At 59.2% G+C, this 24,422-nt stretch carries 24 protein-coding genes; 10 read left to right on the top strand and 14 right to left on the bottom strand.

Annotated elements, in window-relative coordinates; genetic code table 11:
• Positions 1–156: 156 nt before the first annotated feature.
• The 6 genes from EDC26_RS19005 to EDC26_RS19030 are packed head-to-tail and all read right to left on the bottom strand — an operon-like array spanning position 157 to position 7,474.
• Positions 157–570, bottom strand: a complete 414-nt coding sequence (locus EDC26_RS19005; RefSeq protein WP_132585916.1) for a RidA family protein — start codon at positions 568–570, stop codon at positions 157–159.
• Between the two features lie 27 nt (positions 571–597).
• The gene (locus EDC26_RS19010; protein ID WP_132585919.1) at positions 598–2,241 is read right to left on the bottom strand and encodes an AMP-binding protein; all 1,644 of its coding nucleotides are present in this window, start codon (positions 2,239–2,241) and stop codon (positions 598–600) included.
• 43 nt (positions 2,242–2,284) lie between these two features.
• Entirely contained in the window at positions 2,285–3,457 is a 1,173-nt protein-coding gene (locus EDC26_RS19015; RefSeq protein ID WP_132585922.1) for an acyl-CoA dehydrogenase family protein, read from the bottom strand.
• Complete coding sequence (locus EDC26_RS19020; protein WP_165931074.1) at positions 3,458–4,288, bottom strand: enoyl-CoA hydratase family protein; 831 nt, start codon at positions 4,286–4,288, stop codon at positions 3,458–3,460.
• Positions 4,289–4,337: 49 nt separating this feature from the next.
• On the bottom strand, positions 4,338–5,138 hold the full coding sequence (locus EDC26_RS19025; RefSeq protein ID WP_243700984.1) for an SDR family NAD(P)-dependent oxidoreductase: 801 nt from the start codon (positions 5,136–5,138) through the stop codon (positions 4,338–4,340).
• Complete coding sequence (locus EDC26_RS19030) at positions 5,135–7,474, bottom strand: bifunctional salicylyl-CoA 5-hydroxylase/oxidoreductase (RefSeq protein ID WP_132585928.1); 2,340 nt, start codon at positions 7,472–7,474, stop codon at positions 5,135–5,137. The genes EDC26_RS19025 and EDC26_RS19030 overlap by 4 nt, the downstream gene beginning before the upstream one ends.
• A gap of 328 nt (positions 7,475–7,802) precedes the next feature.
• On the opposite strand from EDC26_RS19030, the gene EDC26_RS19035 reads away from it, so the two are divergent.
• From EDC26_RS19035 to proB, 6 genes are all read left to right on the top strand, one after another.
• Entirely contained in the window at positions 7,803–8,321 is a 519-nt protein-coding gene (locus tag EDC26_RS19035) for a MarR family winged helix-turn-helix transcriptional regulator (protein WP_132585931.1), read from the top strand.
• 221 nt (positions 8,322–8,542) lie between these two features.
• Positions 8,543–9,769, top strand: a complete 1,227-nt coding sequence (gene argJ / locus EDC26_RS19040; protein WP_132585934.1) for a bifunctional glutamate N-acetyltransferase/amino-acid acetyltransferase ArgJ — start codon at positions 8,543–8,545, stop codon at positions 9,767–9,769.
• Positions 9,770–9,872: 103 nt separating this feature from the next.
• Complete coding sequence (gene rplU, locus EDC26_RS19045; protein ID WP_113933035.1) at positions 9,873–10,184, top strand: 50S ribosomal protein L21; 312 nt, start codon at positions 9,873–9,875, stop codon at positions 10,182–10,184.
• A gap of 37 nt (positions 10,185–10,221) precedes the next feature.
• A complete protein-coding gene (gene rpmA / locus EDC26_RS19050) occupies positions 10,222–10,482 on the top strand; it encodes a 50S ribosomal protein L27 (RefSeq protein ID WP_132585937.1) in 261 nt (86 codons plus the stop codon).
• 120 nt (positions 10,483–10,602) lie between these two features.
• Positions 10,603–11,763 carry a GTPase ObgE gene (obgE, locus tag EDC26_RS19055; protein WP_132585940.1) on the top strand — a complete coding sequence of 387 codons (1,161 nt, stop codon included), beginning with the start codon at positions 10,603–10,605 and terminating at the stop codon, positions 11,761–11,763.
• A 33-nt stretch (positions 11,764–11,796) separates the two neighbouring features.
• Positions 11,797–12,984, top strand: a complete 1,188-nt coding sequence (proB, locus tag EDC26_RS19060; protein WP_132585943.1) for a glutamate 5-kinase — start codon at positions 11,797–11,799, stop codon at positions 12,982–12,984.
• On the opposite strand, the gene EDC26_RS19065 is transcribed toward proB, so the two are convergent.
• On the bottom strand, positions 12,970–13,890 hold the full coding sequence (locus EDC26_RS19065) for a LysR family transcriptional regulator (protein ID WP_132585946.1): 921 nt from the start codon (positions 13,888–13,890) through the stop codon (positions 12,970–12,972). The two genes, proB and EDC26_RS19065, sit on opposite strands and share 15 nt — an antisense overlap.
• A 205-nt stretch (positions 13,891–14,095) precedes the next feature.
• On the opposite strand from EDC26_RS19065, the gene EDC26_RS19070 reads away from it, so the two are divergent.
• The gene (locus EDC26_RS19070) at positions 14,096–14,476 is read left to right on the top strand and encodes a DUF4148 domain-containing protein (protein WP_132585949.1); all 381 of its coding nucleotides are present in this window, start codon (positions 14,096–14,098) and stop codon (positions 14,474–14,476) included.
• Between the two features lie 47 nt (positions 14,477–14,523).
• Here the strand turns inward: EDC26_RS19070 and EDC26_RS19075 are convergent, their stop codons facing one another.
• Positions 14,524–15,012 (bottom strand): Lrp/AsnC ligand binding domain-containing protein, encoded by a 489-nt coding sequence (locus EDC26_RS19075; protein ID WP_132585952.1) that lies wholly within the window; start codon positions 15,010–15,012, stop codon positions 14,524–14,526.
• Between the two features lie 146 nt (positions 15,013–15,158).
• Here EDC26_RS19075 and EDC26_RS19080 point away from each other — a divergent pair, with 146 nt between their 5' ends.
• Positions 15,159–16,409 carry a D-amino acid dehydrogenase gene (locus tag EDC26_RS19080; RefSeq protein WP_132585955.1) on the top strand — a complete coding sequence of 417 codons (1,251 nt, stop codon included), beginning with the start codon at positions 15,159–15,161 and terminating at the stop codon, positions 16,407–16,409.
• Between the two features lie 17 nt (positions 16,410–16,426).
• Here the strand turns inward: EDC26_RS19080 and EDC26_RS19085 are convergent, their stop codons facing one another.
• On the bottom strand, positions 16,427–16,807 hold the full coding sequence (locus tag EDC26_RS19085) for a helix-turn-helix domain-containing protein (RefSeq protein ID WP_132585958.1): 381 nt from the start codon (positions 16,805–16,807) through the stop codon (positions 16,427–16,429).
• 76 nt (positions 16,808–16,883) lie between these two features.
• Between EDC26_RS19085 and EDC26_RS19090 the strand changes: the two genes are divergently transcribed.
• Both EDC26_RS19090 and thiC read left to right on the top strand, forming a co-directional pair.
• A complete protein-coding gene (locus EDC26_RS19090; RefSeq protein WP_165931073.1) occupies positions 16,884–17,276 on the top strand; it encodes a helix-turn-helix domain-containing protein in 393 nt (130 codons plus the stop codon).
• A 181-nt stretch (positions 17,277–17,457) separates the two neighbouring features.
• Positions 17,458–19,371, top strand: coding sequence for a phosphomethylpyrimidine synthase ThiC (gene thiC / locus EDC26_RS19095; RefSeq protein WP_132585964.1), 1,914 nt, complete (start codon positions 17,458–17,460; stop codon positions 19,369–19,371).
• Between the two features lie 61 nt (positions 19,372–19,432).
• On the opposite strand, the gene EDC26_RS19100 is transcribed toward thiC, so the two are convergent.
• The 5 genes from EDC26_RS19100 to EDC26_RS19120 form a co-directional block, all read right to left on the bottom strand.
• A complete protein-coding gene (locus tag EDC26_RS19100; protein WP_481859727.1) occupies positions 19,433–20,095 on the bottom strand; it encodes a YiaD family glycine zipper/OmpA-like lipoprotein in 663 nt (220 codons plus the stop codon).
• A gap of 124 nt (positions 20,096–20,219) precedes the next feature.
• On the bottom strand, positions 20,220–21,224 hold the full coding sequence (locus tag EDC26_RS19105) for a Bug family tripartite tricarboxylate transporter substrate binding protein (RefSeq protein ID WP_132585967.1): 1,005 nt from the start codon (positions 21,222–21,224) through the stop codon (positions 20,220–20,222).
• 98 nt (positions 21,225–21,322) lie between these two features.
• Entirely contained in the window at positions 21,323–22,063 is a 741-nt protein-coding gene (locus EDC26_RS19110) for an amino acid ABC transporter ATP-binding protein (protein WP_132585970.1), read from the bottom strand.
• Positions 22,064–22,075: 12 nt separating this feature from the next.
• Positions 22,076–23,164 (bottom strand): amino acid ABC transporter permease, encoded by a 1,089-nt coding sequence (locus tag EDC26_RS19115; protein WP_132585973.1) that lies wholly within the window; start codon positions 23,162–23,164, stop codon positions 22,076–22,078.
• Between the two features lies 1 nt (position 23,165).
• Positions 23,166–24,350 (bottom strand): amino acid ABC transporter permease, encoded by a 1,185-nt coding sequence (locus EDC26_RS19120; protein WP_132585976.1) that lies wholly within the window; start codon positions 24,348–24,350, stop codon positions 23,166–23,168.
• Positions 24,351–24,422: the final 72 nt, after the last annotated feature.

Below are 24,422 nucleotides of genomic sequence, written 5' to 3' on the forward strand. Positions count from 1 at the left end.
GGCCCGACGCCCGCCTGGACGAGGCAGATCCGGATCAAGCACGCCGTGCCGGCCCCGCCCCGGCCCCCATAGACGGCGTCTTCAGATACCCAAACGTCCAGCCAAATACCAAAACATCCTGTGCGGTATACCGTTTGACCAAAAATGCGCTAGAAATCAGACGACCGGCGCCGGCACCACTGCAGTGACCTCGATTTCGACCCGCGCGCGGTCTTCGACCAGGCCGGCGACCTCGACCGCCGTCATCGCCGGGAAATGGCGGCCTATGACCTCCCGATAATGGCGGCCCACATCGCGCAGGGCATTCACATACTCGCTCTTATCGCATACATACCAGGTCATCCGGGTAATGTGCTCGGGCCCGGCCCCTCCCTCTTTGAGAACCGCCACAATGTTTTTCAAGGCTTGGCCGGCCTGCTCGGCAAAATCGTCGGTTTCGAATTGCTGCTGGCCGTTCCAGCCGATCTGCCCACCCACGAACAGCAAACGGCTGCCCACCGTCATTTCGGTCATGATGCCGTTGGCGTAGCCGCGCGGCGCCAGCCAGCCGGGAGGTTGCAAATTGTTCATTCAATTTTCCTTATCAGATAATGGCAATCACGATTTCCTGCGCAGCATGAAGCGCTGCAGCTTGCCCGTTTCGGTGCGCGGCAGCTGATCGACGAATTCGACGGCGCGCGGGTATTTGTAAGGCGCGATCGCCGATTTGACATGTTCCTGCAGCAGCTTGACCATCGCCGCATCGCGCGCAAAACCGGGCTTCAGCACGACATAGGCCGCCACAATATTGCCCCGGTCCGGGTCGGGGTGGCCCACCACGCCGCACTCGGCCACGGCCTCGTGCCGCAGCAAGGCGTCCTCCACCTCGGGGCCTGCAATGTTGTAGCCTGCCGAAATAATCATGTCGTCATTGCGCGCCTGATAGTACAAATAACCATCGTCATCCATGACGAAGGTATCGCCGGGCAGGTTCCAGCCCTGTTGTACAAAGACGCGCTGCCGCTCGTCGGCCAGGTAACGGCAACCGGTAGGCCCCTTTACCGCCAGACGGCCTACCACGCCACTTGGAACAGGCTTGAAATCCTGGTCGACCACCTGGGCCACATAACCCGGCACCACACGGCCTATGGAGCCGCGGCGCACCTGGTCGCCGGCGCTGGACACATACACGTGAATCATCTCCGTGCCGCCTATGCCGTCGATCATTTCGATCCCGCTCGCCTCCTTCCAAAGCTGACGGGTGGCATCGGGCAGGGCCTCGCCCGCCGACACCGTCTTGGCCAGCGTGGTCAGATCGTACTTGCCCACCAACGCCGCCATCTGGCGATAAAAGGTGGGCGCGGTAAATGTCATGGTTACGCCGAAATCCTGGATTGTCGCCAGCATTTCTTCGGGCGTGAGGCGCTCGGTCAACACCGCCGAGGCCCCCGCCCGCAAGGGAAAGCACAACAGCCCGCCCAGGCCAAACGTGAAAGCCAGCGGCGGCGTGCCGCACACCACATCGGAGGCCGCCATCTGCAAGGTGTGCCTGGAGAAGGTATCGCACATGGCCAGCACGTCACGGTGGAAATGCATGCAACCCTTGGGCTTACCCGTCGTGCCGCTGGTAAAGGCGACCAGACAGACATCGTCGACCGCCGTATCGCAAGCCCTGTATTGCGCCGGCTTGGCGGCGGCCAGCGTATCGAGCGACTCCGGGCCTGCGTCGTGAAAATAGCGAACCTGCTTGATCTGGGAACAAAAATCGGGGTGTTCGGGATCCAGGCAATGCGCCAACTCTTCACCCAGGCGCTGATCGCACAACACAGCCTGGATCTGCGCCTTGGCGATAATCGGCTTCAATTCGGAAGAGCGCAGCAAAGGCATTGTGGGCACAGTCACCAAACCGGCCTTGACAGCGGCCAGCCACGACGCCGCCATCATCACGTTGTTGGGCCCGCGCAATAAAACCCGATTGCCGGGCTGCAAGCCCATATCTTCGGTCAATACCCGCGCAATCCGGTTCGTCAATGCCATCAGGTCGGAATAGGTCATGCTTCGACGCGCATCGCCCTCGCGCCAGCGCAAGGCAATGCGTTCGCCCATCCCCCGCCCCACCTGAGCATCCACCAACTCGACGGCGCAATTCACGCGAGGCGGATAGGCCACGTCCGGATTACCGTCGAGCAAAAGTTCCGGCCACTGTTCCAATGGCGGCAACTGATCGCGCGCAAAGGTATCTACATGTGCCGATATTTCCATCTTCATCTCCTAGTCATTCACCACCGTCGCGAACTCCCGGCGTCTACGCGTCTTTCAAAAGCTCGCGCGCAATAATCAGCTTCTGCACCTCGGTTGCCCCTTCGTATATCCGCAAGGCGCGAATTTCCCGATACAGTTTTTCAACAGGCATGCCGCTGACGACGCCCGCTCCCCCAAACATTTGCAGCGCCCGGTCTATGACGCGCTGGGCCGATTCGGTCGCCGCCATTTTCGCCATGGCCGCCTCGCGGGTGGTACGCACACCTTTGACGTCGCGCAGCCACGCCGCACGATAGGTCAGCAAGGCTGCCGCATCGATCTCCGTGGCCATATCGCCCAGGGCCGCCTGCGTCAACTGCAAATCGCCCAACGTGCCGCCAAAGAGGCGGCGCGACCGGGCGCGCGCGACCGCCTCATACAGGGCCCGGCGCGCAAACCCCAAAGCCGCGGCCGCGACCGAGGCGCGGAAAATATCGAGCGTCATCATGGCAATCTTGAAGCCCTGGCCCGGATCACCCAGACAATGCGAGAGCGGAACCCGACACTGATCAAACTGCAGTGTTGCCAACGGATGCGGAGCTATCACGTCGATGCGCTCCGCGATCGTCAGACCCTGCGTATCGGCATCGACCACAAAGGCGCTAATGCCGCGGGCGCCCGGCGCCTCGCCGGTGCGAGCGAATACGCAGTAAAAATCGGCGATCCCGCCGTTGGATATCCAGGTTTTCCGGCCGTTGAGCACGTAGGCGTCGCCGTCAAGACGGGCCTCGCAAGCCATGGCGGCCACGTCCGAGCCGGCCTCGGGCTCGGACAAGGCAAAGGCGGCAATCGCCTGGCCGCTGGCGACCTTGGGCAGATAGCTCATTCGCAACGCATCGCTGCCGGCGATCGAAATCGCGCCGCTACCCAGGCCTTGCATGGCAAATGCGAAATCGGCCAGGCCATCGTGACGCGCCAGGGTTTCGCGCACAATGCACAAAGAACGCGAATCGATGGCGGGCGAGCGTCCGCCCCAGCGCCCATCCGGGCCGGCCGGCACGCCTATGCGCAACCACCCGCCCTCACCCAGCTCGCGCACCAGTTGACGGCACGCCGCATCGGTATCGCGATGATCGACACGCGCCAGGGTGCTGGCGCACCACGCGTCGAGCTGTTCGGCCAGTTCGGCGTGGCGTGCATCAAAAAACGGCCATTCCAGCCAGCTTGTGTCGTTCATTCAGTCGCCCTCGAATACCGGTTTTTGCCGAGCGACAAACGCCTCGTAGGCGCGCCGGAAATCCCGGGTCTGCATACAAATGGCCTGCGCCTGCGCTTCGGCCTCGATGGCTTCGTCCACGCCCATGGCCCACTCCTGATGCAACAATTTCTTGGTGACGCCATGCGCAAACGTCGGGCCGTCGGCCAACTGGCGCGCCAGGGCCTGAGCGGCGCCCACGACCGCATCGGACGCTTGCAGACTATTGAAAAAGCCCCAGCTCAAACCTTCGGCGGCCGTCATGGCGCGACCCGTATACAGCAGCTCCGAGGCCCGCCCCTGGCCGATCATGCGCGGCAGCAAGGCGCAGGCGCCCATATCCGCGCCCGCCAGACCCACTCGCGTAAACAAGAACGCAGTGCGAGCGGCCGGCGTGCCGATGCGCATGTCCGAGGCCAGCGCGACCATCGCGCCCGCGCCCGCGCAAATTCCATCCACAGCGGCCACAATCGGCTGAGGGCAGGCCCGCATCGCCTTGACCAGATCGCCGGTCATATGCGTAAAGTCGAGAAGTTCGGGCATGGTCATCTGCGTAAGCGGGCCGATAATTTCGTGAACATCGCCGCCCGAACAAAAGTTTTCGCCCGCGCCCGCGATCACGACAACCTTGATATCGGTGGCGTACACCAGGCCGCGGAATAGATCGCGCAACTCGGCATAGGAATCGAAGGTCAGCGGGTTCTTGCGCTCGGGCCGATTCAGCGTGATGGTGGCCACCTTGCCATCGCCGGAAGCCTTCCACAGAAAATTCTTTGCCTGGTAGCCGGCATAAGGGCGCTTGTGATGCGCCATGGTATGTACTGTCTGTTCCACGCATATTCTCCTGGTGTGGTCGGCGAGGCTAGCCCGCCATCACTTCCCCGCCATCGACGGGAATCGATTGTCCATTGATCGCACCCGCGCCTGGCTGGCACAACCACACGACCGCGCCGGCGACCTCGGCGGGCTGCACCAACCTGCCTTGGGGATTGCGCTGGGCCAGATGGTCGCGAGCCTGGTCCGGCGTCATGCCTGTCTTTCTGACGATATTGGCGACGGCCTCATGCACGAGGTCGGTTTCGGTATAACCCGGACACACCGCATTGACCGTCACACCCTTTTGGGCGACTTCGAGCGCCAGTGCGCGCGTCAAGCCCACCACCCCATGCTTGGCCGCGCAATAGGCGCTGACATAGGCATAACCGATCAAACCGGCGGTGCTGGCCACATTGACAATGCGCCCCCAGCGTTGCCCAAGCATGTCGGGCAAAGCCGCCTGCATGCAATGAAACGTGCCGGTCAGATTGACCGCCAGCATCTGTTGCCAGGCGGCTTCGTCCAGACGATCGAAGCGCTGGCTCACGGCTTGGCCCGCGTTATTGACCAATATGTCTATCGGGCCAAAGCGCGCGCGAGCCGCCGCAAAGGCGCGCTGTACATCGTGTTGTTGCGCAACGTCGCCGCTCACGACGGCGACTTCGCCCAACGCGGCCAGGCTGGCCCGGGCGTGCTCAAGCGCCGCCTCGCCGCGGCCCATGAGCGTCACGCGCGCACCCTGCGCCAGCAACTGCTGCGCGACCGCATAACCGATGCCGCGCGAGGCGCCGGTGACCAAGGCATGACGTTTGTCCAGAGACGGGGTTTGGGTTTGAGCCGGCATCATTTCCCCACCGGCTGCGCGTACGCCGCCGCTCGTTCAAAATTGGTTTCAAGCTGGCGCTTGGCCGGGAAATACTGCTTCGGCCACGTCACGTCGACAAAACCGATACGCGCCGATTCACGCAAGGTCCAGGCGGCATCGGCCAAATGCGGGCGGGCCAGCGCGCACAGGTCGGCGCGCCCCGAAGCTATGATGCTGTTGACGTGATCGGCCTCGAAAATAGCGCCCACAGCCATGGTCGGAACACCCGCTTCGTTGCGGACCCGATCCGAAAACGGCGTCTGGTACATACGGCCAAACACCGGCTTTTCCGCCTTGCTCACCTGCCCCGACGAACAATCGACCATATCGGCGCCCGCCGCCTTGAAGCTGCGCGCTATGTCGATGGCATCGTCGGCGGTAATCCCACCCTCGACCCAGTCATGGGCCGAAATGCGCACTGACATCGGCAGGTTTTCCGGCCAGATCGCACGGACGGCCTCGAAAACTTCCAGTGGATATCGCAAGCGGTTTTGCAAAGAACCGCCGTACTCGTCGGTGCGCTGATTGGTCAGGGGTGAAATAAAGCTGGACAGCAGATAGCCGTGGGCGCAATGCAGTTCAAGCCAGTCGAAATTGGCCTGTTGCACGCGCCGGGCGGCCGCCACGAATTCGTCGCGCACCTGATCCATTTGCCCGCGCGTCATGGCTTGCGGCACTTGCGACACACCCTCGATATAGGGGATGGCGGAGGCCGATACCAAAGGCCAGTTGCCCGCGGGCAGCGGCAGATCGGTGCCCTCCCAACTGACACGGGTGGAGCCCTTGCGCCCCGCATGGCCCAGCTGTATGCCTATCTTCGCGCTGGTATTCCGGTGCACAAAATCGGTAATGCGCGCAAACGCTTCGGCCTGCCTGTCGTTCCACATGCCCGGACACCCCGGAGTAATTCGCGCCTCGGGCGATACACAGGTCATTTCAACCATCACCAGCCCCGCGCCGCCCATGGCGCGCGCACCCAGATGCACCAGATGAAAATCGCCCGGCACGCCGTCAACGCTGGAATACATGGCCATCGGCGACACGACCACGCGATTTTTCAATGTGACCCCACGCGCCGTATAAGGCGTGTGCATGGGAGGCATGACCTGCCCTTCTATCGACTCAACCCCGGCTCGTTTTGCCATCCAGCGCTCGTACCCCTCGATCCAGCCGGTATCGCGCAAGCGCAGATTTTCGTGCGAAATACGCTGCGAGCGCGTCAACAGCGAGTAAGCAAACTGCTCGGGCTCGAAATTGGCGTAACGCTGCACGTTTTCGAACCATTCGGTAGAATTGCGCGCCGCGTTCTGGATTTTCAGCACCTCGACGCTGCGGACTTCCTGATAGTGGCGCAAGCCCGCTTGCAGATCATTGTTGTGGCCGCTGATCGAGCGGCACAGCTCGATCGAATCCTCCAAAGCCAGCTTGGTGCCCGAGCCGATTGAAAAATGGGCGGTATGGGCCGCGTCGCCCATCAGCACAATCGGGACGCGCCGCCCATCGGACAGGGTTTGCTCGTGCACCCACGTCTGGCAAATAACCCGCGGAAAACGGATCCAGATCGCCGCGCCGCGCAGATGGGTGGCATTGGATATGAGCGGATTTCCATCGAGCCAGTGCGCAAACAGTTTTTCACAATAGGCGATGCCCTCTTCCTGGCTCATGGAATCGAGCCCGGCAGACCTCCAGGTCTGGTCCAATGTTTCGACGATAAACGTCGACATGCCGGCCTCGAACTGGTAGGCATGGGCCTGGAACCAGCCGTGTTCGGTTTGCACAAAGGCAAACGTGAAAGCGTCAAAGGTCTGTTTGGTTCCCAACCATACAAATCGGCATAAACGCGTATCGATGTCGGGTTTGAACACGTCGGCATAGCGCGTGCGCACGCGGCTATTCAAGCCATCCGAGGCAATGACCAGATCGGCCTGATACTTTTCGGCCAGGGCCTGGTCGTCGGTCACATTGGTTTCGAATACCAGCCGGACATTCAATTCTTCACAGCGCGCCTGCAGAATGTTGAGCAGCTTCTTGCGCCCGATGCCGATAAACCCATGGCCGCTGCTGCGCAGGCTGCGATTCTTGTAGTGGATTTCGATGTCATCCCAGTGATTGAACGCCGCACTCACCTGAGCGGCCGACACCGGATCGGCCTCTTTCAGGTTTGCCAGCGTCGCGTCCGAAAACACCACGCCCCAGCCAAACGTATCGTACGGGCGGTTGCGCTCGACCACCGTCACCTCGTGGCGAGGGTCGCCCAGCTTCATCAGCAAACCAAAATACAGGCCTGCCGGGCCACCGCCTATACATACGATTTTCATAAAGATTCTCCGGGCGTCCTGCCAGTCCACGCACAAGGCTTCTGAAACAGGCTCTGCGTCCTCGGGCCTGTCATGCAGCCTCGCTTTCATCCTGTATATAGTTTAGGCTTAAACTATATAGCTAAAAAAAAGAGGCGGCAAGCCTTTTTTGAAAATTTAGTTTAAGGTTGGAACATATTCACTTTTAAGGTTTAAGCTGTTTTAATTGAAACAACGCAATTTCGGGCCCGTTCCATAGGCCGGACACGTTTTAATAATAGGTGTCTCGCGATGCGGGCAATACGCCATTGCACCCGCGGCCGCCACCCAGAGATTTTTCGATAAAACCATGAGCGATACCGTCCCTGAAGCGATCGAACCGGAACCCATTCCAGATCTGGAGAGCCGGACCGTTCCGGAAGACCACCACGATTTGCGGCTTTGGCTGCGCCTGTTGACGTGCTGCAACCTGATCGAGAGCGAAATCCGCAGCCGGCTGCGCACCGGGTACGAAACCACCCTGCCGCGCTTTGACCTGATGGCGCAACTGCTGCGCGAGCCCGCGGGCATGAAAATGAGCGAACTTTCCCGCCACATGATGGTGACCAACGGCAATATCACCGGCATTACCGATCAGCTCGAGAAGGAAGGCCTGGTCGAACGCGTCAAGGTCGCCTCCGATCGCCGCAGTTCGCTCATCAGGCTGACCAGTAAAGGCAAGCGCATCTTCAAAAAAATGGCCCAGGCCCACGAACAATGGATTCAAGGCTTGCTGGGCGGCTTGTCGGAAAAGAGCAGCAAAGCCTTGTTCGAGGCTTTGGGCGAACTGAAGCTGCTAACCCAGCCGCGCCGAAGCAAGCGTAATTAGAGGGGGCGGTTGGATGGGGCGGAGATGGCAGCCACAAGGGCTGCCGCTACAAATACCTGCCCACCGTTCATGTAGCGGCACCCCTTGTGGGTGCCATCCCGTTGCGGATGCCCTTCGCGGCGGCCACAACGGCCATCAATCCGCCCTTTGCGACCCTGTTAAAATTTCGGCTCTTTCTCTTCTACTTGCACCGTCGCCCTATTCCCGTCGAGCCAACCGCCATGACCGTTAATTTGCACATTCCACCCGAATCCGACATCTTCCCCGTGGCCGGAATCGAAATCGGCATTGCCCAGGCCGGCATACGCAAGACAAATCGAAACGACCTGACCGTGTTTCGCCTCTGCCCCGGCGCATCCGTTGCAGGCGTATTTACCCAGAACCGGTTCCGGGCTGCCCCCGTGCAAATCTGCGAAAGCCATCTGGCAGACGAAAAAGGTATCCGCGCGCTGGTCGTCAATACCGGCAATGCCAACGCCGGCACCGGAGAGCCCGGCCTGCAGGCGGCCCGCCAGACCTGCACGGCGCTTGCAGGGCTTCTAGGCGTTGCGGCCGAGCAGATTCTGCCCTTCTCCACCGGCGTGATCCTCGAACCCCTCCCCATCGACCGTCTGACCGCCGCTTTGCCGCAAGCCGTGGGCAGCTTTGGCACGAACCGCTGGTTCGACGCGGCGCACAGCATCATGACCACCGACACGCAGCCCAAAATCGTATCGCGGCGCCTGGACATCGGTGGAAAAACCGTCACCATTACGGGAATCAGCAAGGGTGCGGGCATGATCCGCCCCAATATGGCCACGATGCTGGGTTACTTGGCGACCGACGCGGGCGTGGCGCCCGCGCTTCTTAAAACAGCGGCTGCCGCCATCGCCAACCGCTCGTTCAACCGCATTACCGTCGACGGCGACACATCGACCAACGACTCCTTCATTATCATGGCCACGGGCCAAGCGGGCTTGCGTATCGAAGTGGACACCGATCCGCTTTATCCGGCGCTCTACGAGGCCCTGGCCAGCGCGGCAACCGAACTCGCCCAAAAAATCATCCGCGACGCCGAAGGCGCCACCAAATTCATGACCATCCGGGTCGAACAGGCCAAAAATACCGAAGAAGCCCTGAAAGTAGCGTATTCCGTAGCCCAGTCGCCTTTGGTCAAGACCGCTTTCTTCGCGTCCGACCCCAACCTCGGGCGCATTCTGTGCGCCATCGGCTACGCAGGCATCGCCGATATGGATGTCAGTAAAATCAACCTCTGGCTGGGCGACGTATTAGTGGCAAGCCAGGGTGGGCGCCACCCCGACTACCAAGAAGCCGATGGCCAGCGTGTCATGCAGGAACCCGAGATCCTGGTGCGTATCGGCCTGGGACGCGGCAATGTGTCCGACACCGTCTACACCTGCGACTTCTCGCACGAGTATGTCAGCATCAACGCAGATTACCGGTCATAGGCCGGCCTTGCGAAAAGCCGCAACGCCTTGACTTAAAAAGCAAAATCACGCTAATATGTACGGCTTGGCATTTTGCCAAGCTATATTTTTGAGGTATTCCCACATGTACGCGGTCATAAAAACCGGTGGCAAGCAGTATCGCGTTGCCGCAGGTCAAAAACTTAAGGTAGAACAGATACCGGCAGACATTGGGCAAGAAATTACGCTAGACCAGGTTTTATCGGTAGGCGAAGGCGACCAATTGAAAATTGGCACGCCCTTGGTTGCCGGCGCCGTGGTCAAGGCAACCGTTCTTGCACAAGGCCGGCACGACAAGGTCAAGATCTTCAAGATGCGCCGTCGCAAGCATTATCAAAAGCGTCAGGGCCATCGGCAGAACTACACCGAACTTCGCATCGAAGCCGTTACGGCTTAAATCTCGATTCAACGGTTTTGTATAGCAGGAGCTAAACATGGCACACAAAAAAGGCGGCGGATCAACCCATAACGGCCGCGACTCAGAATCCAAACGGTTAGGCGTTAAAACCTACGGCGGCGAGAACATCCTGCCGGGCGCAATTATCGTGCGCCAGCGTGGTACGCGCTTCCATCCCGGCGTCAACGTCGGCATGGGCAAGGACCACACCTTGTACTCGCTGGTCGAAGGCAAGGTGTTGTTTGCCGTCAAAGGCGCGCTGAACAAGCCCACCGTATCGGTGGTTACGGCCAAGTAATACTTGGCCTGCTTGCCAGCAAAGGCCCTGCCGTAGAGGCAGGGCCTTTTGTTTTAGAATAGTCAGGCCACGCTCGCGAGCCTTGTTGCAAGCCGCACACCCCACATAGATCACATAATCATGAAATTCGTAGACGAAGCAACCATCGAAGTCATCGCCGGCAAGGGCGGCAATGGCGCCGCGAGCTTTCGCCGCGAAAAATTCATTCCCAAAGGCGGCCCGGACGGCGGCGACGGCGGGCGCGGAGGCAGCATTTATGCCGTAGCCGACCGCAACATCAACACGCTGATCGACTTCCGCTATGCGCGCCTGCACCGCGCCAAAAACGGCGAAAACGGCCGGGGTTCCGATCAGTACGGCGCCGCCGCGCCCGACATCACCTTGCGCGTACCGGTAGGCACCATCGTGCAAGATGCCGAAACCGGAGAACAACTGTTCGATCTGGATCGCCATCTCGAACAGGTGACGCTGGCCGCGGGCGGCGAAGGTGGAGCAGGCAACCTGCACTTCAAATCCAGCACCAACCGTGCCCCGCGTCAATGGACGCCCGGCAAGGAAGGCGAGCAACGCAAGCTGCGCCTCGAGCTCAAAGTGCTGGCCGATGTCGGCCTGCTGGGCATGCCCAACGCCGGCAAATCAACGCTCATCACCAAAATCTCCAACGCACGGCCCAAAATCGCCGACTACCCGTTCACTACGCTGCACCCCAACCTGGGCGTGGTGCGCACTTCCCCTTCGCGCAGCTTCGTCGTGGCCGACATACCGGGCCTGATCGAAGGCGCTTCCGAAGGCGCCGGCCTGGGGCACTTGTTTCTACGCCACCTGGCCCGTACGCGCGTGCTGCTGCACCTGGTTGATGTCGCGTCGCCCGACCCCGATGCCGACCCGATCGAGCAGGCGGTCGCCAACGCCCGGGCCATCGTCGAAGAGCTGCGGCTGTACGACGCCGAACTTTACGCCAAGCCGCGCTGGCTGGTCCTGAACAAGCTCGACATGGTGGCCGACCCCGAACAGCTCAAACAGCGCTTTTGCGATGCCCTGGAATGGGCCGGCCCGGTCTTCAGCATTTCCGCCCTGACCGGCGACGGCACCCAGGAACTTATCTGGCAACTGCAAGATTGGCTTGATGCGGAACGCAACCGGGCTCACCTCGCGCAGGACCAGGCCGACGGCACCTATATTGCCGAAGATCCCCGGTTTGACGACACCCGCAACGATAGCGAACCCAGTCCGCCGCCCAAGCAAGATCTGGACGACCCACGTTTCAGAAATCAGGACTGATATTTTTCAACTTTCATACGCTGGCCCCAATCCATGTCTGTCGCCATCCCCGCCACGTCCGCCGTTGCCAAAGCACGGCGCCTTGTCGCTAAAGTAGGCTCTTCGCTCGTCACCAACGAAGGCAAGGGCATCGATCTGGTCGCCGTTGCCCAATGGGCGGCGCAAATTGCCGCATTGCATGCACAAGGCCGGCAGATTGTTCTGGTCTCGAGCGGCGCCATCGCCGAAGGCATGGCGCGCCTGGGCTGGACCCAGCGCCCCCACACCATGAACGAACTGCAGGCCGCAGCAGCCGTAGGCCAGATGGGGCTTATACAGGCCTACGAGGTCGCCTTCGCCAAACACAATATACGCACGGCCCAAATCCTGCTGACCCACGAAGACCTGGCCGACCGGCGCCGCTACCTGAACGCCCGCACCACGCTATACACCCTGCTGTCGCTGGGCGTGGTGCCCATCGTCAACGAAAACGACACCGTGGTCACAGACGAAATCCGGCTGGGCGACAACGACACCCTCGGCGCGCTGGTTACCAACCTGATCGAAGCCGCGGCGCTAATTATCCTGACCGACCAGCGCGGCCTGTACAGTGCCGACCCGCGCACAAACCCCGACGCCGAGTTCATCTCGGTTGCCCAGGCCGGCGACCCTGCACTGGAAGCCATGGCGGGCGGTGCGGGAAGCGGCATCGGCACCGGCGGCATGCTCACCAAAGTATTGGCTGCCAAACGAGCCGCCAATAGCGGCGGCCATACGATAATAGCCTCCGGACGCGAGCCCGATGTGCTCATACGACTGGCAAAGGGCGAGCGCATAGGCAGCGAATTAAGGGCCATTTTGCCGGTGCGCTCCGCCCGCAAACGGTGGCTTGCCAACCATCTGCGTCTGCGCGGGCGCGTTACGCTGGACGTGGGCGCGGTACGCGCCCTCATGCAGAACCATAAAAGCCTGCTGTCGATTGGGGTGACCGCTGTAGAAGGTGAATTCGAACGCGGCGACGTCGTCGCCTGCGTGGATCAACACGGCGTGGAGTGTGGTCGCGGCCTGATCAATTATTCATCCACCGACACACGCCGCATCATGCGCCAGCCCAGCAGCCGCATCCCTGAAATCCTGGGCAGCATGTCGGATCAGGAACTCATGCACCGCGACAACATGGTTTTCGTAAGGGCGCAGGCATCAGAAACAAGCCAGGCATCCCACACGTCAAATCGCTTTTAACGGGCGCTTTTCCCGTGCCTGCAAAACCGCCAGGCTGGCCTGCAGAAATTCGATGAATACACGAACTTTGGCTGGCATCATCCGCGACGGAAACAAGGCCAGGAGCGGAATCGGCTTGAACTCCCATTCGGGCAAAACCCGCTGCAGGCGTTCCGCCAGATCGGTGTTGCCGGAACAGTGATTCGGCAAGGGGGCAATGCCCATGCCTTGCAAGGCCATACGCTGCAACATCACGATGTTATTGATCGCCAGACGCCCGGACACCGAGACCTTTTCGATCTTCGCCCCAGATGTAAGCACCCATGTGGAACTCTCTTTGTCCACACCAGAGCGCAGGCATTGATGGCCAGACAGATCATTGGGCAGCAGAGGCACCCCGTGGCGGGCCAGATACGCGGACGAGGCATACAGGCAAACCGGCATATTGGCGATCTGACGCGAAATGACGCCCGAGTCGGGCTGCGAACCGAAACGAATCACAATATCGAAAGAATCCGCCAACAAATCAATGGGATTGATGCCCAAGTCGAGCTGGCACTCGATGTCTGGATATTGCTCACAAAAATCGCGCAATATGGTTGGCATGAAAATCAGCGAAAAACTGGCAGGCATCGATATATGCAGGCGGCCCTTGGGCTGTTGCGCGACTTCCAGCAATTGTTCGTGAGCGATACGCGCCTCCGCAACAATGTGTTGGCAACGCTCGAAATAAACGCTGCCCGCTTCGGTCAGTTCCATTTTCCGGGTGCTTCGCTTGAGCAGGCGCACGGCAATCTGACGCTCCAGCTCACTGATGCGGCGCGATAGCGTAGAAACCGGCATATCCAGGGCTTCGGCCGCGCGGCTGAAATTCTTGCGCTTGGCCACTTCGACAAATAGCGCAATATCGTTCAGGGAAGTCGCCATTGTTTATTCCAAATATAGCAATAGTTTTTTACTAAAAACCAGTATACTCCTTTGATTATTCCATAGATGGAAATATATTTATAGAAATAAGGGTTTTTACTAGGTCAAAAAAAGCACACACTCCTTACATCGACTAAAACTTGCATCGTGCAGGCGCGGCAACACAAAGCCCATTCGATTTTCTTAAATGTAAACGGAGTTTGATATGAAAACCTTGGCAAGCACACTAATGATTTCTTTGTCCCTTATCGCAGGCGCAGCTCAAGCGGCCTCCTCGACCGATGTCCCAACATCCAAAACTCGCGCACAAGTTGTCGCGGAACTGCAAGAAGCGCGCGCTCAAGGATTACTAAGCAATGGCGAGTTGGATTACCCCCCCGTTATCGCCAGCACCAGTAGCAAAACACGTGCCGAAGTAGAGGCCGAATTGGTCGCCGCCGAAGCAGACGGTACAATCAGCCGCGGTGAACTCGACTATCCTCCGGTTTCGGCTAACGCCAAGACCAGCACCACGACTCGCGCAGCAGTAGAGGCCGAATACACCAAACTGGCTGGATCGGGCCAACTGCCCAGCGCTACGTTCTAAAAATGCGCGACGCACGCACAAAGAATAGGCGCCCATCGAGTGGGCGCCTATTTTTGCGCGGCTATAAATAGCGTCTCCTTGATTTCCTCCATGACCACGCAGCTTTTGGTCTGGGTCACGCCCGGCAGGCGCAGCAAGATATCCCCCAACAGCGTCCGGTATTGGCCGATTTCCTTGATGCGTGCCTTCAACATATAGTCGAAATCCCCCGATACCAGGTGGCATTCCAGCACATGAGGGATGTAAAGCACTTCGCGCCGAAAATCGTCGAAGGTACGATCGGACTTGCTGGACATGGAAATCTCCACAAACACCAGCAAACCCGCATCCAGCGCAACAGGCGAAACATGAGCGTGATAGCCGGTGATCACCCCGTCGCGCTCCAGCCTTTTGACCCGCTCAATGCACGGCGTAACCGTCAGGCCGACCGCCTCGGCCAGCTCCGTCATGGACATGCGGCCGTCACGCTGCAGCAGATCGAGAATATGCCGATCGAGTCGATCGAGCGCGTGAACCGGATACCGTTGTACTCTCAAGACCTCCCTCCAGTAAGCCGGATCGCGTCCGGACGCCAGCACTGACGTGCCTGGCAATAACAACTATATATTCGATTTATTCAGTAAATACAACTACTTGATGTCCATTAGAATAACAAAAGTTAACGCATTGTTTATCTTGGACCATGAAAATACTTGTTTTAGGCGCCGGAGTCATCGGCGTTACCAGCGCTTATTATCTGGCCAAGCAAGGCCACGAGGTCACCGTTCTGGAACGCGAGGCCAGCCCGGCCATGGAAACCAGCTTCGCCAACGCCGGGCAGGTTTCTTACGGCTACTCCTCGCCCTGGGCCGCGCCCGGAGTCCCGCTCAAAGCGCTGAAGTGGATGTTCGCAGAGCATCCCCCCTTATCGATCCGGCCCGACGGTTCGCTTTTTCAGCTGCGCTGGATATTTGAAATGTGGCGCAACTGCACGGCTGCACGATACGCCACCAACAAAGAACGGTTGGTGCGCATATCGGAATACAGCCGGCAGTGTCTGCAAGCGCTGCGCGAACAGACCGGCATCCAGTACGAAGGCCGGCAACAAGGCACACTGCAAGTCTTTCGCAACCAGCACCAGGTAGACGCCGTCGCACAAGACGTCCAGGTATTGCGCGAAGCGGGTGTCGCCTACGAAGAACTGTCGCGGCAAGACCTCATACTCATCGAGCCCGCTCTGGCGGCAAGCCAGGAAAAACTGGTGGGGGGCTTGCGACTACCCGACGACGAAACCGGTGATTGCCAGCTCTTTACGACAAGGCTTGCGGCCCTGGCCAAAGATCTAGGCGTGGAATTTCGCTACGGCGTCGATATCCAGCGTATTGAACGCAGCGGCAACACCGTCACCGGAGTGCAATGCACCCACGAAGTGCTGCGCGCCGATGCCTACGTCGTCGCCTTGGGCGCCTACTCCACCACGCTATTGAAAAACCTGGTGAAAATTCCGGTTTATCCGCTCAAGGGATACTCCATCACCGTGCCGGTTGCCAACGAAGCCGCGGCCCCTGTCTCCACATTGCTGGACGAAACCTACAAAATCGCCATCACTCGTTTTGATCAGCGCATTCGCGTCGGAGGCATGGCCGAAATCGTCGGGTTCAATAAATCGCTGAACGAAAAAAGACGAGGCACGCTGGAAATGGTGCTAAACGACCTTTTCCCGGGCAGTTATCATGCCTCCAGCGTTTCGTTCTGGACAGGCTTGCGGCCAAAAACCCCCGACAGCACGCCTATTATTGGCGCCACCGACATCAGCAACCTGTTTCTCAATACAGGCCACGGCACGCTGGGATGGACCATGGCCTGCGGCAGCGGCCAGCTACTATCGGACATCGTCTCGGGACGCCCAAGCGCCATACGCTGCGACGATCTGTCGGTGCATCGCTACCAATAAAGCCCGCGCGCGAGCCATCAGGCTGCTGCGGGCCGTATTTTGCCCGCAAACATATACCCAAAACCATGGACGGCCCTGAGCGGCAGGACCACGCCGCGCGCCTGAAATTTACGGCGCATGCGACTCACCAGAAGTCCCAGCCGAGTCCCCTTGCCCGCCCCCACCGCGGCCGCATAACTGATATCGATCGCATCCATCAAATCCGCTCGCCGCGCCCGCAGATCGGGCGTGAGGAACAGTGTCTGCAAAAACGCCCGCTCGCCGGTGGTCAGGTCTACACGACTGCCGTCGGGGCCGGATAACACCCAGCCCTGATCGACCAAGGCCCAGGCGGCAAGACAAAACCGTACTGGCCACTTACACACCAGCGCGTAGTCGATCCAGAAACAGATTTGCACCAATTTACATCGAATAATCACATTTGTGATTAGTATTATTACCAACGTGATTGAATAAAACCATTCAATCACAAATGTGAAGAAATTTTCCGAACGCCTCCAATACGCGCGCAACCTGCGTGGACTCACCCAAGCCCAGTTGGCCCAGGCCAGCCGTCTGTCGCAAGGGGCAATAGCCAATTATGAAAGCGGCACCCGCCATGAATCCAAAGGGATTTTCAGGCTGGCCGAGGCGCTGCAGGTAAACGTACTGTGGCTCAGCCAGGGCGTGGGCGCGATAGAGTCCGCAGCCACGCCGGCCCCGCCGCCGTCGGGCAATCAGCTCGCCGATTCGGCACGTGCGCAACCAGCCGCGTCGTGGCCGTTTCAAACCATTTCACGCGAATCCTACCAATCGCTCTCCAGCAAGGACAGGGCGGTGATCGAAAGCACGGTGGCGGCACTAATTGTGTCTTTATCAAACAAATAAATCAGACCATCGCTTTAGCCGGCCTATACACCGTATACTAAGTGCCACGCAGGGGTACTCGTCATATCTGACGGGTTGAGAAAAGCCCTTCGTACCAGTACGGATAATGCCGATGCTGGGAGCGTACTCGTCACGAGATCCATCCCAATTCGGCTCCAGTAATTTATTTTTGGAGCATATCTTGAACGCCACACCCAAATTTCTGGCCGCCACCGCCGAAGTCGACGCCGCCGCCATACACCCCCTTCCCCAATCACGCAAAATTTACCAGCAAGGTTCGCGCCCGGACATCAACGTGCCGTTTCGTGAAATTACGCAAGACGACACCCCTACGATGTACGGCGGCGAACAAAACCCGCCGCTCACGGTGTACGACACAAGCGGACCTTATTCCGACCCTGAAATCAAGATCGACATACGCCAGGGCTTGCCGGCCATGCGCCAGGCCTGGATCGAAGAACGCGGCGATACCGAACAGCTCGACGGCCCCACCAGCGCATTCGGCCAGCAACGGTTGCAAGACCCCGCGTTGAGATCTCTGCGTTTCGAACTGCGCCGGGCGCCGCGCCGCGCCCGTGCCGGCGCAAATGTCTCACAAATGCATTACGCACGGCGCGGCCTGATCACTCCCGAAATGGAATTCGTCGCCATCCGCGAAAACATGCGCCGTGAACACTATCTGGAAAGCCTGCGCGCGACTGGCCCAGGCGGCGACAAGCTCGCCCAACGCCTGTCGCGCCAACATCCGGGGCAATCGTTCGGCGCCTCCATCCCGGCCTCCATTACGCCCGAATTCGTGCGTGACGAAATCGCACGCGGCCGCGCCATCATCCCGGCCAATATCAATCATCCCGAAATCGAACCCATGGCCATCGGCCGCAATTTCCTGGTGAAGATCAATGCCAATATCGGCAATTCGGCACTGGGCTCCAGCATTAGCGACGAAGTCGAAAAAATGACCTGGGCCATACGCTGGGGCGGCGACACGGTCATGGACCTGTCCACCGGTAAAAACATACACGAAACCCGCGAATGGATCATACGCAATTCCCCCGTGCCTATCGGCACTGTGCCGATTTATCAGGCGCTGGAAAAGGTCGACGGCAGAGCCGAGAACCTGACGTGGGAAATATTTCGCGACACGCTCATCGAGCAGGCTGAACAGGGCGTCGATTACTTCACCATCCACGCCGGAGTGCGCTTGCCGTTCATACCCATGACGGCCGACCGCATGACCGGCATCGTATCGCGCGGCGGCTCAATCATGGCCAAATGGTGCCTGGCGCACCACAAGGAAAGCTTTCTATACGAGCGCTTCGAAGACATCTGCGCCATCATGAAAGCCTATGACGTCAGCTTTTCGCTGGGCGACGGCTTGCGGCCTGGCTCGGGCTACGACGCCAACGACGAAGCGCAGCTGGCCGAATTGAAAACCTTGGGCGAGCTCACACAAGTTGCGTGGAAGCACGATGTGCAAGTCATGATCGAAGGCCCGGGCCACGTCCCCATGCACCTTATCAAGGAAAACATGGATCTGCAGCTGGAGCAATGCCACGAAGCGCCTTTCTATACTCTGGGGCCTCTGACTACCGATATCGCCCCCGGCTACGATCACATTACCTCGGGCATCGGGGCGGCGCTGATAGGCTGGTACGGCACGGCAATGCTCTGTTATGTAACGCCCAAGGAACACCTGGGCCTGCCTAATAAAAAGGATGTCAAGGACGGCATCATTACCTACAAGATCGCCGCCCACGCCGCCGATCTGGCCAAAGGCCACCCAGGCGCGGCAATTCGCGACAACGCCCTATCCAAGGCGCGTTTCGAATTCCGCTGGGACGACCAGTTCAATCTGGGCCTGGATCCCGATACCGCCAAAGATTTTCATGACGAAACGCTGCCCAAAGACTCGATGAAGGTTGCCCACTTCTGCTCGATGTGCGGGCCGCACTTCTGCAGCATGAAAATCACCCAGGACGTGCGCGACTACGCTCAGCAACTGGGCATCGATCAGCAAAAAGCCCTGGAGCAAGGCATGCAGGAAAAAGCCGTGGAGTTCGTCAAGCAGGGTGCCGAAATCTACCACCAGGCCTGAAGCGCAACGCGACAATGAATTCGGGCCGCTTATCGCGGCCCGAATTCATTCCTACCGGAAGTTATTGCTTGACTGCGTACAAGTACAGCTCGACTCGACGGTTCAACGCACGGCCGGCAACGGTGTTGTTATCGCCCACCGGGTTGCTGGCCCCACGGCCCTCCGCAGACATCCTGCCGGCGCCCACACCCTGCTGCCCGAGGTAGCTGATCACGCTTTGCGCACGATTGACAGACAAGGTCTGATTGGTCGCAGCCGAACCCGTGCTATCGGTATAGCCAATCGACTTGGCGCGCAATTCGGGGTGCTGGACCAAAGCGCGCGCGACACTGTCGAGCACAGGCAACAAGGCCGGCTTGAGGGTATAGCGGCCCGTATCAAAGGAAACATTGCTGGGGATATTGACCTTCAGCGTGCCGTCGGGCTGCTCGGTGACATCGATACCCAGATTGCTCGCGCCCGATTTCTGCACATCGTTTTTAACCCCGGCCCAGTTGTAGCCGACGATGCCGCCCGCCACCGCGCCTATGCCGGCGCCGATCAACGCGGAAGCTCCGGTATTGCCGATGAGAGCGCCCAATCCGGCTCCGACGACCGCGCCGGTGCCGGCTCCGACAGCTGTTTTGCCGCCAGTGCTCATGCCGTTCATCTGGGCGCATCCCCCCATCAACGCCACCACCGCAATGCAAGCTGCAGTCCGACTAACACGCATAGATAAATTCATTTGGTTCTCCTTGTGCACTCTCATGCTGAATAAGCTGTTGTTATGCTAGCAAGCCAGCCGACAGACAGGTGTTACATTTTTCGTCAATTGACCGAACTTGACACTTTGCGTCTCGCACTCGTGCCTAGAAAAGCTTGGCTCCCGATACCTTTACGATCTCCCTGTATTTGGCCAGATCATGCTTGACCAGCTCGGCGAAGGCCTCGGGTGTCGTGGGCTTGGCATCCGACCCCATGGTCAGCAGGTTTTTACGCACTACCGGGTCTTCGAGCGCCTTGGTATAGGCTTTGTTCAAGCGATCGATAATCGGCTTGGGCGTACCGCCTGTGGCGAATACGCCAAACCAGGTGCCCAGGTCGAAGTCTTTCACCCCCGCTTGCTCCATGGTGGGCAGCTTGGGGAAAATGGACGAACGCTGCACCGTGGTGACGGCCAAAGCCTTTACCTTCCCATCGGTAATCAGGCCGGCGGCCGAGGCCAGGTTGTCGAACATGAAGTCGGCTTGGCCCGCCAGCAACGCCAGTTTGGCCGGCGACGCACCCTGATAGGGAATGTGCAGGGTATCGATGCCCATGCGCACGTTGAACAGGGCTCCCGCCAGGTGGCCAGCACTGCCATTGCCTCCAGACGCAAAATTCAGCTTGCCCGGATGGCTTTTGGCATACGCGGCCAGATCGGCTACCGAGTTGATGTTATGCGCCTTGGCAAACGCATTGTTGACGATCAGCACATTGGGGACCGACGCAACCAGGGTCACAGGCGCAAAGCTCTTTACCGGATCGAAAGGCAGATTGGGATACAGCCAGGGGTTGATCGCATTGATGGCGACCGCCCCCATCACCAGGGTATAGCCATCGGGTTTGGCCTTTGCCGCCAAGGCTGCGCCAATATTGCCGCCCGCACCGGGGTGGTTTTCAACCACCACCGTTTGCCCGAGCTCGGGCTGCACCTTCTGGGCCAACAGCCGAGACATCGTATCGAGCGGCCCGCCCGGCGAATACGGAACAATGAACTGCAAGGAATGAGTGGGGAAATCTGCCGCGACAGCCGGTGCCGCGCTGATGAACGCCAAGCCGGCAAGTACGCCGGCGACGATGGTTGCAGGCCATGATTTAAGGCTGGGCAGCATGAATGTATCCTCACTAAAGACAGGTAAATAATGAAACCCCAATACTAACGCGAGTTTTACTGGATGTTCCAGACCTTTTCCTTTCCGCCCCGCTCCATTCAATGAAGAATCTGACTCAAGAATAAGCGGGTGCGTTCATTTTCCGGCGCATCGAAGAACCTGTCGGGGGTGTTTTGTTCAATGATTTCGCCTTGATCCATGAATATCACCCGATCGGCCACCTTGCGCGCAAAGCCCATTTCGTGAGTCACGCAAAGCATTGTCATGCCGGATTCCTGGGCCAGGCCAACCATCACATCCAGCACTTCCTTGACCATCTCGGGATCAAGCGCCGAAGTGGGTTCGTCAAACAGCATGATCTTCGGATCCATGCATAAAGAACGCGCAATTGCCACGCGTTGCTGCTGGCCGCCCGAGAGCTGGCCCGGAAACTTCTGCGCCTGATCGGGAATACGCACGCGCTCCAGATACTTCATGGCCGTGGCCGTGGCCTGGGCTTTGGATTTTTTAAGCACCCAGACAGGCCCGAGAGTCAGGTTTTCGAGCACGGTAAGGTGCGGAAACAGATTGAAGTGTTGAAACACCATCCCCACATCGCGGCGTATCGCCTCGATCTGCTTGAGATCGTTGGTCAGTTCAATGCCTTCGACCACAATACGGCCCTGTTGGTGCTCTTCGAGCCGATTGATGCAGCGTATCAGGGTCGATTTGCCCGATCCCGAAGGCCCACAGATAACAATGCGCTCGCCCGGCGATACCGTCAGGTCGATATGGCGCAGCACATGGAACTGGCCATACCATTTGTTGACGTCTTCAAGGCGAATGATGGCATCAGGCATGCCGCGTCTTCCTCAGCGTTGGTATCCCGCGTCCAGGCGCCGCTCCAGCGACTGGCTATAACGCGAAATGGAAAAACAGAACACGAAATAAATCAAGGCAATGAACAGATAGGCCTCGATGTCGAACCCGCGCCACGCCGCGTCGGACAGCGCCGCCTTGGCGGCCTGCGTCAGATCGAAAATACCGATAATGACGACCAGCGACGTGTCCTTGAACAGTGAAATAAAAATACTGACCAGCGGCGGAATAACTACCTTCAACGCCTGAGGCAAAACGATCTTGCGCATCAACTGCCAATAGGTCAGCCCCAATGATTTGGCGCCTTCGTACTGCCCCTTGGGAATGGCCTGCAAACCGCCGCGCACGGTTTCCGCAATGTAGGCGGCGGCAAAAAGGATGATGGCAATCTGCGCCCGCAAGAGTTTGTCTATATTGACGCCCTCGGGCAAAAACAAGGGCAGCATGACCGAGGACATAAACAGCAGGCTGATCAGCGGCACCCCGCGTATCAGCTCGATATACATCACGCACAAGGCCTTGACGGCCGGCATGTCGGAGCGCCGCCCAAGAGCCAGCAGCACGCCCAGCGGAAAAGCAAAGGCTATCCCGAATGTCGAAAGGATAAGAGTCAGGGGCAAGCCGCCCCACCGATCGTCTTCGACCACCGACAAGCCCAGCACACCGCCCCACATCAAGAGTGCGACGGCCCCAAGAGCCACAACCCAGATCAGGCCCAGCGCCGGCCGCCAGAACCGCCGCAGGCAACTGCATATAATCGTCGCAATCAGAATAATCGTGGCCAGCAACGGGCGCCATTGCTCGTCGTAAGGGTAGGTGCCAAACAGAATGAGCCGGTGCTTCGCCGCAATAAACGCCCAGCACGCGCCGCTTGAGGCCTTACATTCTTGGGCACTGGAGGCGGTATAGTTCGCGCTGATGAATAGCCATTCGAATACCCCCGGCAAAAACATCAACAGCATCCAGGCGACCAGCACGGTCAGAACAACGTTTAGCGGCGAGGAAAACAAACGGGTCCGGCACCAGGCCCATGCGCCTGTATGAGTGGTGGGTGGGATTTCGCCGGCGCGGTCCGAGCCCATCTCAGCGCTCCACCAGCGCAATGCGCTGGTTGTACCAGTTCATGAAGATCGAGATCGACAAACTGACGACGAGATAGGCGGCCATGATGATCAGAATACCCTCGATGGCCTGGCCAGTCTGGTTCAACGTCGTGTTCACCACCGAAACAATATCCGGGTAGCCCACGGCGATTGCCAGGGAACTGTTTTTAGTGAGATTCAGGTACTGGCTGGTCATGGGCGGCACAATGACTCGCAAGGCCTGCGGCAAAATGACCAGGCGCAGCATGCGCGCGCGCGACAATCCCAGAGAACCGGCCGCCTCCCACTGCCCGCGGTCGACCGACTGGATGCCCGAGCGCACCACTTCGGCCACAAAGGCCGAGGTATACAGGACCAGCCCCGCAAGCAAGGCGGCAAATTCAGGGCTGAGCGTCATGCCCCCTGTAAAGTTGAAGCCCTTCAGATACGGCATGTCGACGGCCAGGCTTGCGCCGCTAAACAACCAGCCCAGCACCGGCAGGCCGATCAATATGGCCATAGCGATGCGCCCAAGAGGAAGAACCCGGCCGGTGGCGTCTTGCCGCTTCCTGGCCCAATGGCCCAGAACGATAATCGCCACAATCGCCAGCCCCAGCCCACCCAGCATCCAATCGACAGCCCCACCGTGCAAAGTGGGCAGCTTCAAGCCGCGATTGGACAGGAAAACACCCGGCAAGGGGTGCAGCGCCTGCCGCGGGCCGGGCGTATTTGTCGTAATAACGGCATACCAGAAAAACAGTTGCAGCAAGAGCGGGATATTGCGCACGATCTCGACATAGGCGCCGGCCACCCTCGCCACCAGCCAATTTTTCGACAAGCGGGCAACGCCCAGGATCGTCCCGAACAGGGTGGCCGCAACAATGCCTATGACCGACACCTTGAGCGTATTGAGCAGCCCCACCAAGATGGCCCGCTCGTAAGTATCGGCGGGCGTGTAGGCAATTGCCGACTCGCCTATGGCAAAGCCTGCCTCGCGATGCAGGAACCCGAACCCCGAGGAAATATTGCGCGCCGACAGGTTATGCAAGGTATTGGAAACCAGATACCAGACGACAAAACCCACCACGGCCAATATCAGGCCTTGATAAATCCACGACCGCAGAGCCGGGTCATACCACGACAGGCGCCGCCGCGGGGCGGGAGAAGAGGTTTTTCTTATCGTCATGAATCCGAGTCTTGATCAAGTCCTATGGCGCTTTGCATATTCTAAGGGCTAATGGTTACTATTAGGGAGCGC

The sequence above is a fragment of the Paralcaligenes ureilyticus genome (assembly GCF_004346225.1).
Taxonomy (GTDB): Bacteria; Pseudomonadota; Gammaproteobacteria; order Burkholderiales; family Burkholderiaceae_B; genus Paralcaligenes; species Paralcaligenes ureilyticus.